A 16,188-nucleotide genomic window follows, 5' to 3' on the forward strand; every position below is an offset into this window, starting at 1 on the left:
GAACACGAAGTTGCGAAAATTTAAAAACCGGATTGCGATAGGCAATACCGGTTTTTTTCGTTTTATGCGTCTGCTTTTAATAGATTGGGCGCTGCATTTCAAGCAGGATCGACGTCATAAAAGAGGGTGATGTATTTAAATTTTTGGTTCTTACGCAAGATTGTTTCAGCATGTTTTACAAGGGTACGAATTTTCTGTGGGGACAACCCGATTTCTGTTTTTAGCAGGATATTTCGGATATAATAGGTTTGAATCTTGCCTATTACGGGTTTATTCGGACCCGAAACGCGATCACCTAATGAAGATTTGAGCGAATCTGCCAAATAGCGCGATGCTTCATCTGCTTTTGACTCGCTTTTGTCTTTGATAACGATCGAAATTAGCCGATAATAAGGTGGATATTTGAATATTTTTCGTTCTGACAATTGAGATGCAAAAAAACTTTCGTAGTCATTTTCCACTATATAACGATAAATGGGTTGATCGGGATCATTGCTTTGAATAATGACTTTCCCCTGTTTGCTTTTTCGCCCTGAACGACCTGCTGCTTGCGTCATGAGTTGAAAACCCCGTTCGTAGGAACGAAAATCGGGATAGTTGAGGAGCGAATCGGCAGAGATAATGCCAACCACGCTCACGTTCCCAAAGTCGAGGCCTTTGGATAGCATTTGCGTACCGACCAGGATTTGAACTCGGTTTTTTTCAAAATCGTCGATTATTTTTTCATAGGAATTTTTTCCCCGTGTCGTATCGGTATCCATTCGTGCAACCTTTGCTTCAGGAAACAGACGGGAGACTTCTTCTTCCAATTGTTCTGTACCTTGTCCCAATAGGTCGATGCTTTTTTCGTGGCAAGATGGACATTCGCTTGGCATGGCATAAGTTGCATTGCAGTAATGGCATACGAGTACATTCCTAAATTTATGATAGGTGAGCGGAACGTCGCAATGCCTGCATTTTGGAGTCCATGCGCATAGTTTGCATTCCACGATTGGAGCAAAGCCGCGACGGTTTCTGAAAAGAATCACTTGTTCATTATTCGATAGTGCATGATGAATGCTTTCAATCAGAGCAGGACTGAGGAGCGATTTCATTTTCTTTTTTCGTCTCAGTTCTTTCGTATTTTCGATGATGATTTCGGGCATCTCGATTTCTTCAAATCTCTTGCTTAGCGCAACTATCCCGTATTTCCCTATTTTGGCATTATAATACGATTCGATGGAAGGAGTGGCCGAACCGAGTAATGTTTTGGCACCGAACATGTGCGCAAGCATAATGCCGGTGTCGCGTGCATGATAACGCGGTGCGGGCTCTTGTTGTTTGTAGCTTTGTTCGTGTTCTTCGTCGATGATGATGAGGCCGAGATTCCGAAACGGCAGAAACAAAGACGAACGCACGCCAAGAATTATATCGTATGGCTTGTCGGATAACATTTTTTGCCAAATTTCTGCACGTTCGTTGTCGTTGAGTTTGGAGTGATAAATTCCGAGTTTATCTCCAAATACGGCCGACAATCGTTGCATGAGCTGCGTTGTCAGTGCTATCTCGGGAAGCAGATAAAGAATTTGTTGGTTCTTGGCAATCAATTTATCGATGAGGTGAATGTAAATTTCGGTTTTGCCGCTCGAGGTAACGCCATGAAGCAGACAAGTATCCTTCGAATCGAATACGCTTTCGATTTCCTCAAGTGCCTGCTGTTGATATTCGTTCAGGGGAAATGGTCGGTGTGTCTTTATTTCCGATTTGGGCTTGAGTCGTCCCACTTCAACGCCGATTTCGTTCAAGACATTTTTTTGAAGCAATCCTTTCAGAATGCTCGGTGATGCATCGGGTAGTTTTAATACGTCTCGACGATTTATCATGTCGGTTTTTGATTTCGACAGGATTGTCGAAATTTCTTCGAAAAGAGCAAGTTGTTTTTTTGATTTTCCTATAATAGAGCCAATCGAATTTGAATCAATTTCGGAGTTTAATCGGATAAACGATTCGATTTTCGGAACGAATTTTTGTTCAATCTGCTGATTCGTTTCGATCACTTCTTTTCTCGACAATGAATAGATATGGATATAGATGTTTTTGATATCGAGAATTTTTTCGAGTTTTGAAATTTTCTCGCGCTCGACGGCTTCAAGGTACTCGACAATTTTTCTTTCCGTCGGAGTCAAATTCAGGCTTTCTTGCATCATCGAAGACGAGAGCGAAACAAAAGTTTCGCTTTCCATTCTCAGTTTTGAGGGGAAAGCAGCTTTATAAACATCGCCTATCGGCGAAAGATAGTAAAAAGCGATCCATTTCCACAAGTCAAGTTGTTTTTCGTTGACCATAGGATAGGAATCGATCAGGGCATAAACTTCTTTGAGACGTAGATCGGCAGAAGATGGCTTGTCGTGCAAAGCAACAACAATTCCCGTATAATATTTTCTTGTACCGAAAGGAACAATTACCCTGAATCCACAACCGATTGCCTGTTCCATTTCCATCGGAACAATATAGGTGAAGATATCGGAAAGCGGAGTGGGTAAAATTACGTCTGCCAGCATTGGTTAGAAATAGATGGATGCATTTAGCGTCCACGACGATGATTTACCGTTTAATGGATCATTCCAATTGGGCTTATCTGTCCCGTAATTGTCCGTGAGTTTTACCCCATAGTTTACACCAACTTGGACGAGTTTAAATACTTCTATCCCGGCGCCAATATTTGCCCCGGCTTCAAATTTCTTTGCCTCAATATCTTCTGCCGCATTTCCCGGATTGATTTTGTCTCCATTGATCAGGTATCCGAAATAGGGACCGGCAGCGGCATAAAAATGGATGGGAACCAAAGGAATTTTGCCAAAAAAAATCTTGGCATTGATAGGAAGCATCAAATACTGATTCGAGATTTCTTCCGAAGTCGTGCTTGTCCCTTCCAAATTTTGGATATTCATCCTGCTGTTTTGATATAAAAGCGAAGCCTCGATACCCAAGTCGATAATTGGCACTGGAAGCATTATTTGCAATGATGGCCCAATAGCATAGTCGGTCAGATTATCAACGTTAAGTGCATCGCTGTTGAACGAAGGATTGTTCAATCCTACTCTCGCATTGACACCGAAACGAACCTGAGATGTTGCAGGCAAACTAAAGATGATCACTAAAGAAAAAACGATTCCCTTGATGAGTGTATTTTTGATGTTCATAGCAGATATGTTTTTAATAGTTTCTGACTGTGTAACACCTACGTCGATAAAACAAATGTGAAGCCAAATAGTTGAGGAATGCAGCTCATTTTGAATAAAAAAGCGTTTTGTACATCATTCATGAACAAAACGCTTTATATAAATATAGGTGTTTGTTAATCTTTGAATTTAGCTTTCAGAAATTCGCGATTCAGTCGGGCAATGTTTGAAATGGATATGTTTTTAGGGCATTCTACTTCGCATGCGCCGGTATTGGTACAGTTGCCGAAGCCGAGCTCATCCATTTTTGCTACCATGTTTTTAGCCCGGCGTGCTGCTTCAACGCGACCTTGGGGTAGGAGTGCAAATTGGCTGACTTTCGCGGATACAAACAACATTGCCGATCCATTTTTGCAGGCAGCAACGCAAGCACCGCAACCAATGCAGGCCGCAGCATCCATTGCCATATCGGCTTGCTCTTTAGGAATGGGGATAGCGTTTGCATCCGGTACACCACCGGTGTTCACCGAAATGTAACCTCCGGCCTGAATGATTTTATCGAAAGCTGAACGATCAACCATCAAGTCTTTGATTACGGGAAATCCTGCCGATCGCCAAGGTTCAACGGTGATCGTATCGCCATCGTTGAATTTGCGCATATGGAGCTGGCAGGTTGTAACGTCTTCATCGGGCCCATGTGGATGCCCGTTGATATAAAGACTGCACATTCCGCAAATTCCCTCTCGACAGTCGTGATCAAACACTACCGGATCTTTTCCTTCGTTGATGAGCTTTTCGTTGAGAATGTCGAGCATTTCGAGAAACGAACTTCCTTGTGATACGTTTTGTAGCTCGTAATTCTCAAATCCTCCTTTTTCTTTCGGCCCTTTCTGACGCCAAATTCTCAGTTTGATATTTATATTTTTATCCATGAGATGATCGTTTTTTTTTGAGTTAAGACTTGTAATTACGTTGTTGACGAACTACGAATTCGTAATCGAGTGGTTCTTTATACATTACAGGGGCTTTGTCTTCACCCTGATATTCCCAGCACGAAACGTAAGCATATTCGTCATCATTGCGCAGTGCCTCACCATCCGGTGTTTGAAATTCGGTTCGGAAGTGACCTCCGCACGATTCGTTACGATCCAGTGCATCGTGAGCCATCAGTTCTCCCAACTCGATGAAATCCTGCAATCGAAGGGCTTTTTCCAATTCCACGTTCAGCGAATCTTTGTCGCCCGGGATACGTAAGTTGGTGAGAAAATCCTTTTTCAATTGCTGTAATTTTTCGATCGCAACTTTTAAGCCTTCGGCATCGCGAGCCATTCCGACATATTCCCACATAATATGACCCAATTCCTTATGAATGTGGTCAACAGAATGTTTACCCTTGATACTCATCAATCGGTCGATGCGTTCGTTGATTCCTTTTTCCGCTTCGTCGAATTCCGGACGATCGGTTTTGAATCTCGGTACCTGAATCTGGTCGGCCAAATAATTTTGGATGGTATAGGGCAGAATAAAATACCCGTCGGCTAATCCCTGCATTAAAGCCGATGCCCCAAGTCGATTTGCGCCATGATCGGAGAAATTGGCTTCGCCAATAGCGAAAAGGCCGGGAATGGAAGTCATCAGTTCATAATCCACCCAAATGCCTCCCATCGTGTAGTGGATGGCCGGATATATCATCATTGGCGTTTCATAGGGATTTTCGTCCACAATCTTCTCGTACATTTGGAAGAGATTGCCGTATTTTTGTTCCACTACATCTTTTCCCAATCGCTCGATTGCTTCTTTGAAATCGAGATAAACGGCGAGCCCGGTTGGCCCTACGCCATAACCTGCATCGCACCGTTCTTTTGCTGCGCGCGAAGCAACGTCTCTCGGAACCAAGTTGCCAAAAGCAGGATAACGACGCTCGAGGTAATAATCGCGATCCTCTTCTTTGATGTCGTTAGCTTTCAATTTTCCTTCCCGTATGGCTTGAGCATCTTCTTTCTTTTTGGGTACCCATATACGACCGTCGTTGCGAAGTGATTCGGACATGAGCGTCAGTTTCGATTGAAATTCGCCGTGAACCGGAATGCAGGTCGGGTGAATCTGTGTCATACACGGATTGGCAAAATAGGCGCCTTTTTTGTAGCATTGCCATGCTGCCGAAGCGTTCGAGTTCATTGCATTTGTAGAAAGGAAAAACGTGTTGCCATATCCGCCGGTGGCTATCACTACCGCATGGGCTGCGAAGCGTTCGAGTTTTCCTGTAACAAGATTCCTGGTGATGATTCCCCTGGCGCGACCATCGATAATCACAAGATCAAGCATTTCGTGACGAGTGTAAAGCTTTACTTGTTTTTTCTGAATGGCACGGCTCAAAGCAGAATAAGCACCCAATAGCAATTGCTGCCCCGTCTGACCGCGAGCATAGAATGTGCGCGAAACTTGTGCGCCTCCAAAGGAGCGATTATCAAGCAATCCGCCATATTCGCGAGCGAAAGGAACACCCTGTGCCACACATTGGTCGATGATATTGTTGGAAACTTCTGCAAGACGATAAACATTCGCTTCGCGGGCACGGTAGTCGCCACCTTTTATGGTATCGTAGAAAAGACGATATACCGAATCGCCATCGTTGGGATAATTTTTTGCGGCATTTATTCCACCTTGAGCCGCAATAGAATGGGCGCGGCGCGGCGAGTCCTGAATGCAGAAATTTAGGACGTTAAAACCTTGTTCGCCAAGTGTTGCAGCGGCTGAAGCTCCTGCAAGACCTGTGCCGACTACGATGATATCGAGTCGTCGTTTATTGGCAGGATTGACCAGTTTTTGATGGTCTTTGTAGTTCGTCCATTTTTTGGCAAGTGGCCCTTGAGGAATTTTTGAATTTATTTTATTCATAACATCTAATTTCTTTTGTTATCCTAACAAATTTGAGAAACCGAAGTGAACGGCAATTGCCACGATCATAAATCCGAGACAAATGATGGTAGCAAAAATATTTCCAATAACTTTTATACGTTTCATCCATTTAGTGTTGTTCCAGCCAACGGTTTGAAGTGCACTCCAAAATCCGTGAGTCAAATGCAGCCACAACGCTGCAAATGCTACGATATATATAGCAAGCACCCATCCGTTCGAGAGAACTTCGGTTACGAGCTGAGCACTATCTTCACGTGCTCCGGGTAATTGTAGCAATTCCTTGAATTGCATATTATACCAAAATTGGTATAAATGAACGATAAGGAATAACAGAATGAAAACCCCGAGAACAAACATGTTTTTCGACGACCATGCAACCGGTGTTTTGCTTGCCGAAGCGTATCTGTCCGAACCCCGTGCTTTCCGGTTTTGCAGCGTCAGAATGATGGCGTAAATAATATGAACTACGAAACCGAGTGCTATTACCCCCGTTCCGATGATTGCCCACCAATTGGCTCCTAATATTTCGTTTGCAATGAAATTATAGGCATCATAGCTGAAGATGAGCACGAGATTCATCGACATGTGAAACAGTAAGAACAATACCAAAAAAAGTCCGGAAATGCTTTGTACAAATTTCCGCCCGATAGAGGATTTTATTAACCAACTCATAACATTCTTTTATTTTCAGTGATTTAATTGTTTGTTGTGATACAGCGCAAATATTTGAAAATGAATTTATTTATAAGTAAAAAGAAATTTTCTCCGAATAGCACTAAAACGGATTGCAAAAATACTACTTTTGACCATTAAAAAGAATTATTTACGGAAATTTTTCCGTAATGCTGTTTTTTTAGAATGAATATAATTTAACCTCAGAATCATTGTTTACACAAACATAATGAAAAGTTATTGATTATACAAAAAAGATCTGCCTTCGTTTTCTTTTGTTATCTTTGCACTCTCAAAAAAATATTGTTTCTTTTTGCATCAGAAATCATGGACATAGTTTTAAGTGGTATTCGTTCTACCGGCAATTTGCATTTGGGAAATTATTATGGGGCATTGCGCAACTTCATCCGCATGCAGGATGAGAATCAATGTTATTTCTTTGTTGCCGATGTGCATTCGCTTACGACACACCCTGATCCGCGATATTTGCATGAAAATGTGAAAAACGTTTTAGTCAATTATCTTGCTGCCGGCATCGATCCCGAAAAATCGGTAATTTATGTGCAGAGTGATGTCCGCGAAACGTTTGAGTTATATTTGTTTTTGAATATGCATGCCTATATGGGTGAACTTGCAAAGACTACGTCCTTCAAGGAAAAAGCGCGGAAACAGCCCGAAAACGTGAATGCCGGACTTTTGACCTATCCCACGCTGATGGCTGCCGATATTCTGGTTCACAATGCCGACAAGGTGCCTGTCGGGAAAGATCAGGAACAGCATCTCGAAATGACACGACGTTTTGCCCGCCGATTCAATAATTTTTATGGGGTGGAGTTTTTCAAAGAACCTGTAGCGTATAACTTTGGGCAAGAACTTATCAAAATACCCGGATTGGATGGAAGCGGAAAAATGGGCAAGTCTGAAGGCAATGCCATTTATTTGGCAGACAGTCCCAAAGAAATTGAGAAAAAAGTGAAAAAAGCACTTACCGATTCCGGACCCACTGAATTTAATTCTCCCAAACCCGAATATATCGAAAATCTTTTCACTATTCTTCGCGTTGTTTCTGCTCCCGAGGTAGTGCAACATTTTGAAGATTTGTGGAACAGATGTGAAATTAAATATGGCGATCTGAAAAAGCAATTGGCAGAAGATATTATTAAGGTTACTGCACCTATCAGGGAGCGAATTATCGAAATAGAAAACGACGAATCCTATTTGAGGAAAGTTACTACCGAAGGTGCCGAAAAAGCTCGCGAAAGCGCTTCGAAAACTATCCGGCAGGTGCGTGAAATCATGGGATTCAAACCGTTCTGACTATTTATTCACTAAACATGCACGACGATTCATGTATCCTTGAATTGTTGTGCATGCAGAATCAGCTTTTTTTTTGCTTCCATTCAAGTGTGTATCTTAGCTGGTGATTGTTCACTATATAAAAGGATATAGTTTTTTTCAATCCGAAATGATACCATTTCCAAAATATATTCTCCAATATTTTTTTTGCACTTGCCAATTTTTTCCCGGCAAAACCCCACTCGTCATTTTGCCGAACAACCATTTCACCGTCACATGATGTATTTCCCCTTTTGCGGAACGACCAATCACTAATCGAAAAGGTTACCGGACTGTTAAAGGAACGATAATTTGATGTGTGAAATTACCGTTTGTTATCACGCGGAACGACTTTTGTGCAGACACAAAACCTACTTTCCATTTTGCGGAACAGGTTTTTATCGGTAAATCACCCCTTCCGCAGGATGCGGAGCACCCTGTTTTTGCCGAATTGCCCGCTCTTCATCACGCGGAACGACCAATGTCTGTTTGAATTGTTCACTCCGCAAAATGAGGAACGACCTTTTTCACCCGAAAAAGGTTGTTCGGCGTTAAAAGCAACGACCTTTGTTCGCAGACAAAACTCACTCGTCGTCGCGAGGAACGGCTTTTGTGTCTGCACAAAAGCCACTCCCCCTTAAAAATAGTTATCGAAAACGGCACAACATCCCATAATTTGTTAACGGAGTGGGTCATGTAAATCGTAAAAGGTCGGTCGTCAAAGTGAAAAGCGACCATTTTGGGTTCACAAATGCCATTCCGCATTTTGGAAAGTACGTTTTGTGTGAACACAAAGGTCACTCGTCAAAATGGAAAGGGACCAATGTTATGACACAAAACCCACTCGTCGCGTTAGAAAGTGTAAAAAGTGATATAAAACTGCCGTTTCAACTTAACGACTATATCTAAATGTAAATGAACGTAAACATATTTACGAATCAAAATAAATGTAATATTAAATAAATATTGATATTAAATTTCATAAATTAATAATTTATTTTGAAGATAAAAGCCGATGTAAGGAAACGAGTATCTAACAGTTTTCGAAACTTGTTAGATACTCTGAAATTTCATCATCTTTAAGTAAGAATTTACGATTTGAGAAAATGAATTTACGATTTGAGACATTCTCCATTTTCTGATTTCATACTTTTACATCCAAAATTGAATTGATTGAACGTATTTGGAACGCAGAAAGATGCTGATATATATATTTTATTGTGAGAATTTTTTTCCGATTGCCAAGTATTCATCATTGTTTGTTCGTACGATAATTTATTCTTCATTAAAACTTAAAACAATTACAGAAGACAAATACAAATTCTATTTTAAACCCATTAAAAATTAAACGGTTATGGAGAACAGTCAAGAATTTCCCAAAACGGTTGAGCTCTATGAAGCTCCCGCCATTGAAGTAACGGATATCGAAACCGAGCAAAACATCCTCGGAGGAAGTGGAACACCACCTGATTTTGATGGAGGTGATTGGTAAATTTCGATTTAAATAGTGAGTTTTATCATTTTAATAACAGAATAATTATGAAGAAAATACTAATTTTATCCGTAGTGCTGACCGCTTTAATCGCAGGTTGCGCTGACAATAAAGAAATCGTCGAAGAGCAACAGACGGGGAAGGGGCGCACCATCACTCTTACGGCATCCATGCCCGATGAGGGATCGGAAACTGCACCGGCTACGGGCGCAGAAACCCGAATTGCTCTTACGCCCGATGGGAAAAACATCAAACTTACCTGGCAAGCCAGTGATCAACTTCAACTCTGCTTTGTACAGGGCAGCACAAAGGTGAAACAAACGGTTGCGGTAAGTGATATTTCTGTCGATGGGAAACGGGCTACGTTCGATATTACTATTCCGACAGAAATAACAACCGGAACATTCGATTTATACGGAATGTATGGTGGAGGAGGTTTATCCGACACTGACCCGACGATTGCCATTCTTCCTACGGGACTATCATTGGCCGGAGACTTGACGGGTGTGCAAAACCAAAAACACGTAATGCTCAAGTTTAGCCAAACAGGTATCGATGTCAATAATCCTTCAATATCCGTTACATTTTCGCACCTCGGTTCTCTTTTTTCGGTACGTTTAAAAAACACATCAGCTTCATCCTGGGATGGCATCTCCAAAATAAAAATTATAGCTGACACAGGGCAATGGTTGTATGGAGACGAGAATGGCGGAGTTCAATATAATCTTGTATCGGGAACGTTTGTTTCGGGACCTGTATCTAACAATTATATGGCCTTCAATTTGTCTTCACCCATTAATTTGCCGGCAGGGGAAGAAAAACAATTTTGGGGCTGGTACCCGCCCGTTTCTGATGTTCCTTCATTGAGGTTGGAAGTATTGAACAGTAGTGATGCAATCCTTGCCCAAAGCTCCAATAGCAGACCCTCTCGAGATGCTTCCTCCGGAAAGAGTTACTACTTCTATGCAGTATGGGATGGTACATTGCTGAAGTTTGCAGACGATGCTTTTTCACCCCGTTCGATGATGGAAGATTTGTCCCTTACAGGAGATATCATGCATGCTGCAGAAGGGACCGATTTCATTGGAATCGTTTATTCCAAATCGGGATCTGTTTACTATAATGCCGCAAAATTTGACGGCACATGGACCGGCGAAACTTTGTTGGGTGAAGGAACAGAAGCTCGAATAGCCATCGATGGCGGCAATCATCCTCATGTGGTCTATACCTCCGGCGGGCAAATTATTTACCGTACAACTTCCGATGGCACAAACTGGAATACAGAAAATATTACTTCCAACTATGGAGGAACTTGTTCCAGGCCCGATATTTCCGTCGATGCAGAAGGGTATGCCGACATCAGTTATACAGATAGTAACGGAGATGGAGATGGATACAGAGATATTATGTATGCAGAAAACAGCTCGGGAACATTTGTGAAAACTTTATTCTTTAATGGATATTATTACTATTCGAGTGGATCAAAATCGGCTGCTTATTATGATAAACATTCCTACATTGCATTAGATGGAGACGATCAATTTAGTATAATCACTTGGGCGCACTCATTTTATGGAGGAATAGGGTTTACAGATCATTCTTATTCCGTTGTCATAAAATCATCAACTAGCGCAAGTGGCGGAACAGCCGGAACATCAGGGGACACTCATGATGTATATGATATAGCCTTTAATGGCACCGATGTGGTGGCTCTTTTTAAAGATAATAATGTGAACAAGACCGCTGTTTTGCAGACAAGCGGAACGACCATCAACTTTACCAACTCTTCGGATATTGCTACTACGGGTGTTACCCCCACTTCGTTGTCGGTCAATGCTTCTCATACGGTAGTGAGCGGCTATGTCGGTTCAACTCTTTTTACAAAATACGATACGTATGAAAATACGTATTCCGAAATAACCATAAAATCGGGAACGAAGCCGGCAGTAGCTAATGTTTACGGAATTTTTTATGTAGTATACACCGACAATGCCGGGAGTGTGAAAATTGTGAGGGTGAAAACATCCGCCTGATTTCGCATTCTGAAGGAAGAAATATACATAAATGAATTTCGAAAAAAAAGCGTATCCATATCGGTGAAACAGCGGGTTTATTATCGTATTGCGGGTTTTTTGATTGCCGTTGAATCGGACGATGCGAAAAAAACGGAACGTTTGTTGCCCAATTTTGCTCCCTTCCGGGTAAAAAACGAAGAGGCGACGTGCAAAGGCGGGGAGAATCTGCTGTTCTGCTTATCGTGCAACGAATCGGTTTACGTTATGAAAGACATGACGATTGCAGACGATTTCCGATGGAACGGCATTCGCTATGAGGTATATCGCAACGTTGAGGGTGAACAGCTTATCCGAATGCGTAAGAACGATAACTGCCGTTTACTTCATGCCGACAAAGGTTGGAAATTGCCGGTGACGGATGTGACGTTGAAGGGGGAGACCGAAAACGAATTTTTGAACAATTTTCTCATTGTGAGTTTCGGAATGGCTTCGGCACTGTTTTCCACGTTGAAGCTGCATGCTTCGGTAATCGAAAAAGAGGGGAGAGCGTTGCTTTTTTTGGGGAAAAGCGGTACAGGGAAAAGTACGCACAGCCGTCTTTGGCAACAATATGTACCCGGTTGTTCGCTGCTGAACGACGATGAGCCGGTGGTGCGTGTAAACGAAAGAGACGAGGTGACAGTTTACGGCACACCGTGGAGCGGCAAAACGCCGTGCTATCGGAACGAAAAAGCCCGCGTGGCCGCTTTTGTTTTGCTTCATCAATCTCCGGAAAACCGCCTCACGAAATTGAGCGCGAAGGAAGCCTTTTTCACGTTGTTTGCCTCAAGCAGTATGATGCGCTCGGATGTTCATCATAAAAATGCCGTTTTCGCTACCCTTGCCGCAATACTTGAACATGTACCGGTTTACAGACTCGATTGTCGTCCCGACCGTGAAGCAGTAAGTTTGACAGAATCGTTGCTCTTTTTGTGAAAGATGAAGGAAAAAACGAAAATCGTACGCAACGACATTTTTTTTGATGAAATTGCCGATCGAGTTGCTGCAGGAGAAAAGGTAATCATCAAAGCTAAAGGTGAGAGCATGAGACCTTTCATCCGAAACGGGTGTGACAAAATTATACTGGAAAAACTCGAGAGTGAGGATTTAAAAAAAGGAAATATCGTTTTGGTACGGTTGAGTGACGGTCGTTTTGTTGTTCACCGCATCGAAAAGGTCGAAAAAGAGGGTCTTGTTTTACGTGGTGACGGAAACCTTGCTACCCTTGAAGTTTGTCGATTCCAAGATGTTGTAGCTCAGGCAACGGCAGTTGTCCACAACGGTAAAATGATTACTAAAGGGAGTATTCGATGGAAATGGCAAGGTTGGTTATGGCCTTCCGGCGTTTTTTTACGCCGGCTATTGTTGGGATTGGACAGGCGTTGGAGTCGAAAAACGGGAATAGAACTTGAGACATTAACCGCAGAAAAACGATGAAAATAAAGAAAAATATCAGCATAAGAAAGATAGGGGATGAATATTTATTAATCCTTAATGACGGCAAAAATGCGGATTATACGCGAGTAGTGAGCATGAACGGGTCTGCTGCCTTTCTGTTGCAGCAAACGGCAAACGAAGAATTTACCGTTGACCAATGGGCTGCACTGCTTGTGGAAAAATACGAAATCGATTACGGACAGGCATCCGTCGATGCCGAAGCATTAGCTGAAAAATTGTGCCGGGCAGGCGTAGTTGCATGAACAGGTCGGACATTTATCCACTTTTTCTGGAACTGTTGGTTTCGGCTATTCGGAACCGACCGGTAAAGGAATCCCTATTTGAGAATGTAAGCGAGGAAACCTGGAGTTTATTGGTGCGTTATGCGGGCATTCAACGAGTGAATGCCCTGATTGCCGACGGCGTGGCCAAACTTCCGGAGGTATATGCTCCGCCCCGTTCATTAGCTGTTTTGCTTTTGTTGCATGCCGAAAAAATAGAAGCAGCAAACAGGGAGTTGAACCGGGTTTTAACGGAAATTGTTCATGAGCACGAAGCGGCCGATTTGCCTTTCGTATTGTTGAAAGGACAAGGGAATGCGCTTTATTATCCCAACCCTCTGCATCGCACTCCGGGTGATCTGGACCTGTATTTTTACCGGCAAGGCGATTATGAGCGGGCAAAAAAACAGGTTATCGAAAAAAGATATCCTTTGGAAGAGGAAAGCATAAAGCATCAAGGATACAACCGGGGTGCAGTTCATATTGAAAATCACAAGACTGTTGAGGTGGTTCACCTTAAAAAAATCGACAAAAAGCTGCAACGGAAAGTAAAGGAGATAACGGATAAGGAAAATTTTGAAATCATCCGTATAAACGAAACGCCTATACGTGTTCTACCTATAGAATTCAATGCTTTATACCTTTTTATACATCTTTTTCATCATTTTGTTTATTTTGGAGTAGGCATGCGCCAGATATGCGACTGGGTGTTGTATCTTTCTGCCCGCCATGCCGAAATCGACAAAAAAAAGTTTACGGAAACAGCTCTGGAATTTCATCTGCTTCGTCCGATGCGTGTTTTTGCACATGCCACCGTGAAATATTTGGAAATGCCACCCGAAATTTTTCCTTTCGAGTTGGGAGAATATACGCCTTATTCCGATTTGGTGATGAACGATATTTTGGATGGGGGTCATTTCGGATTTTATCATTCCGGCAAAAAACGTCCTGCAGGAAAATGGAGTGGTAGGTGGTTTTCTTTCAGACATGCCGTACAAAGAAGTTGGGTATATGCTTCCATAGCGCCGTCCTATATTTTTACCATGCCCATTTACAAATTTTCTACGCGATTGAAATTGACATTAAAGGATTTTCGATGCTGAAGTTTTTGCGGCATATTGTCAAAGGTTTTCGTTGGCATTTAACGGCAATTGTGTTGATAGGCATTGCCGAAGTGGGATTGTCATTGCTCTTTGTGTGGTTTTCGAAAATCATCATCGACATAGCCACAGGTGCACGAACAGGCGTATTGCTACAATATGCCGTTTTTCTTATTTTATTGATCGCAACACAGATTATGTTACGGATGTTGGATGTTCGTTTGCGGAACATCACCGAAGTCCGGTTGGGAAATACCATCAGACATACTGTTTTTTCGCATATTCTTTATACAAGGTGGAAAGAATTACCCACATTGCATAGTGGAGATATGCTTACCCGTATTATTCGGGATACGGACGACGTGGTAAATGTGCTTGTTACGGCTTTTCCGTTGACAATTTCCGCATTGGTCCAATTTATCGGTGCAGTGGTTTTATTGTTTGTTTTAGATCCTGTACTGGCCATAATTCTGGGAGTTGCAATGCCGCTGATTGCCTTGTTCGGAAGGGTTTACTACCATAAGATGCGGAAGTATTCGCATGAAGTAAAAAAAGGAGAAAGCCGTATTACGGAATGGATCGAGGAAAGTTTGCTGAATCAATTGGTGATACGTACTTTTGAAAAGCAGGATGACCGTCTTGCCAAATTGAAAACGCTGCAAAATGATCTGGAACAGAGCGTAAGCAAAAAAACAAACGTATCTGTATTGGCCAACACATTAATGAGTGTGGCATTTAACGGAGGGTATATTGCGGCATTTCTGTGGAGTGCATACGGACTGGCGAAAAAAACAATTACTTTTGGTACGGTTACTGCATACTTGCAATTGGTTTCGCGCATACAGCGTCCTGTCTACGATTTGATACGCCTGCTGCCCGGAATAATTGCGGCAAAAGCAGCTTACGATCGGTTACACGAATTGATGAAGTTTGAATTGGAAAATCATGAGGACAAGATTTTTTCGCCGGGTGCTTTGAGGCTAACGATAGAAAATCTTTCCTATGCATATTCATCTGATTATCCTGCTGTTCTGCAAAATTTCTCTTTAGATGTTGCTCCGGGAACAATGGTTGCTGTGGTAGGTAAAACCGGGGCAGGAAAAACAACTCTTTTGCGTTTGCTGCTCGGCTTATTGAAACCGGACAAAGGGTCGATTCTTGTTGGAAACGAAACCCAACTGCTTGAAGTTTCTGAAGTTACACGCCCCAATTTCGTTTATGTTCCGCAACGCAATTTGCTTTTCAGTGGGACAATTCGCGATAATTTATTGATTGGGAATGAAAAGGCCGATGACGGAATGCTGCGAGAGGCATTGATGGCTGCTTCCGCATCATTTGTTTTCGATTTTCCCGATGAGTTGGATGCCTATTTGAGCGAAAATGGATCAAGTTTATCCGAAGGTCAAGCACAACGCATAGCTATCGCCCGTTCGTTACTTAGGCCGGGAAAAATTCTTTTGTTGGATGAAGCAACTTCGGCTTTGGATATCGAAACAGAAAAGAATTTCCTGCATCACCTGAAGCAGGGTATCGGGGACAGAATCGTGATTTTTGTTACGCATCATGTGGAGGTGGTGAAGTGCTGCGATATTGTGGTAAGGATTTAACCGAATCCGTTTGGATTTATCAATTTGACTTGTAGGTCACCCAAAAATTAGATAGCTATGACTCTTTGTTTAATACCAAGGAATAAGTTTTCTTTAAATTAAAAGGTAAATGAAATGGTGATACATAATA

13 protein-coding genes are annotated in these 16,188 nt (G+C 42.2%); 8 read left to right on the forward strand and 5 right to left on the reverse strand.

Annotated elements, in window-relative coordinates:
- Positions 1-98: 98 nt before the first annotated feature.
- The 5 genes from priA to EJN84_RS06805 form a co-directional block, all read right to left on the reverse strand.
- Positions 99-2,540, reverse strand: a complete 2,442-nt coding sequence (priA, locus tag EJN84_RS06785) for a replication restart helicase PriA (protein ID WP_129594710.1) — start codon at positions 2,538-2,540, stop codon at positions 99-101.
- 3 nt (positions 2,541-2,543) lie between these two features.
- The gene (locus tag EJN84_RS06790; RefSeq protein ID WP_129594711.1) at positions 2,544-3,182 is read right to left on the reverse strand and encodes an outer membrane beta-barrel protein; all 639 of its coding nucleotides are present in this window, start codon (positions 3,180-3,182) and stop codon (positions 2,544-2,546) included.
- Positions 3,183-3,337: 155 nt separating this feature from the next.
- A complete protein-coding gene (locus tag EJN84_RS06795) occupies positions 3,338-4,093 on the reverse strand; it encodes a succinate dehydrogenase/fumarate reductase iron-sulfur subunit (RefSeq protein WP_129594712.1) in 756 nt (251 codons plus the stop codon).
- A gap of 22 nt (positions 4,094-4,115) precedes the next feature.
- Positions 4,116-6,059: a fumarate reductase/succinate dehydrogenase flavoprotein subunit gene (locus tag EJN84_RS06800; RefSeq protein WP_129594713.1), complete on the reverse strand. Its 1,944-nt coding sequence runs from the start codon at positions 6,057-6,059 to the stop codon at positions 4,116-4,118.
- 18 nt (positions 6,060-6,077) lie between these two features.
- Positions 6,078-6,752, reverse strand: coding sequence for a succinate dehydrogenase cytochrome b subunit (locus EJN84_RS06805; protein ID WP_129594714.1), 675 nt, complete (start codon positions 6,750-6,752; stop codon positions 6,078-6,080).
- 327 nt (positions 6,753-7,079) lie between these two features.
- Here EJN84_RS06805 and trpS point away from each other — a divergent pair, with 327 nt between their 5' ends.
- The 8 genes from trpS to EJN84_RS06840 all read left to right on the forward strand — a co-directional run bounded on the left by trpS (position 7,080) and on the right by EJN84_RS06840 (position 16,058).
- Positions 7,080-8,069: a tryptophan--tRNA ligase gene (gene trpS / locus EJN84_RS06810; protein ID WP_129594715.1), complete on the forward strand. Its 990-nt coding sequence runs from the start codon at positions 7,080-7,082 to the stop codon at positions 8,067-8,069.
- A 1,372-nt stretch (positions 8,070-9,441) separates the two neighbouring features.
- Positions 9,442-9,579 (forward strand): hypothetical protein, encoded by a 138-nt coding sequence (locus tag EJN84_RS12240; protein WP_165004129.1) that lies wholly within the window; start codon positions 9,442-9,444, stop codon positions 9,577-9,579.
- A gap of 47 nt (positions 9,580-9,626) precedes the next feature.
- On the forward strand, positions 9,627-11,612 hold the full coding sequence (locus EJN84_RS06815) for a hypothetical protein (protein WP_129594716.1): 1,986 nt from the start codon (positions 9,627-9,629) through the stop codon (positions 11,610-11,612).
- 63 nt (positions 11,613-11,675) lie between these two features.
- Complete coding sequence (locus EJN84_RS06820; protein ID WP_129594717.1) at positions 11,676-12,569, forward strand: hypothetical protein; 894 nt, start codon at positions 11,676-11,678, stop codon at positions 12,567-12,569.
- Positions 12,570-12,572: 3 nt separating this feature from the next.
- Entirely contained in the window at positions 12,573-13,070 is a 498-nt protein-coding gene (locus EJN84_RS06825; RefSeq protein ID WP_129594718.1) for a S24/S26 family peptidase, read from the forward strand.
- Complete coding sequence (locus EJN84_RS06830) at positions 13,067-13,333, forward strand: PqqD family protein (RefSeq protein ID WP_129594719.1); 267 nt, start codon at positions 13,067-13,069, stop codon at positions 13,331-13,333. The genes EJN84_RS06825 and EJN84_RS06830 overlap by 4 nt, the downstream gene beginning before the upstream one ends.
- Entirely contained in the window at positions 13,330-14,454 is a 1,125-nt protein-coding gene (locus EJN84_RS06835; RefSeq protein ID WP_129594720.1) for a nucleotidyltransferase domain-containing protein, read from the forward strand. Before EJN84_RS06830 ends, EJN84_RS06835 begins: the two co-directional genes overlap by 4 nt.
- Complete coding sequence (locus tag EJN84_RS06840) at positions 14,448-16,058, forward strand: ABC transporter ATP-binding protein (protein ID WP_129594721.1); 1,611 nt, start codon at positions 14,448-14,450, stop codon at positions 16,056-16,058. The genes EJN84_RS06835 and EJN84_RS06840 overlap by 7 nt, the downstream gene beginning before the upstream one ends.
- The last annotated feature ends 130 nt before the right edge of the window (positions 16,059-16,188 follow it).

Source organism: Seramator thermalis (assembly GCF_004138125.1).
In the GTDB taxonomy this organism is placed as follows: Bacteria; Bacteroidota; Bacteroidia; order Bacteroidales; family Dysgonomonadaceae; genus Seramator; species Seramator thermalis.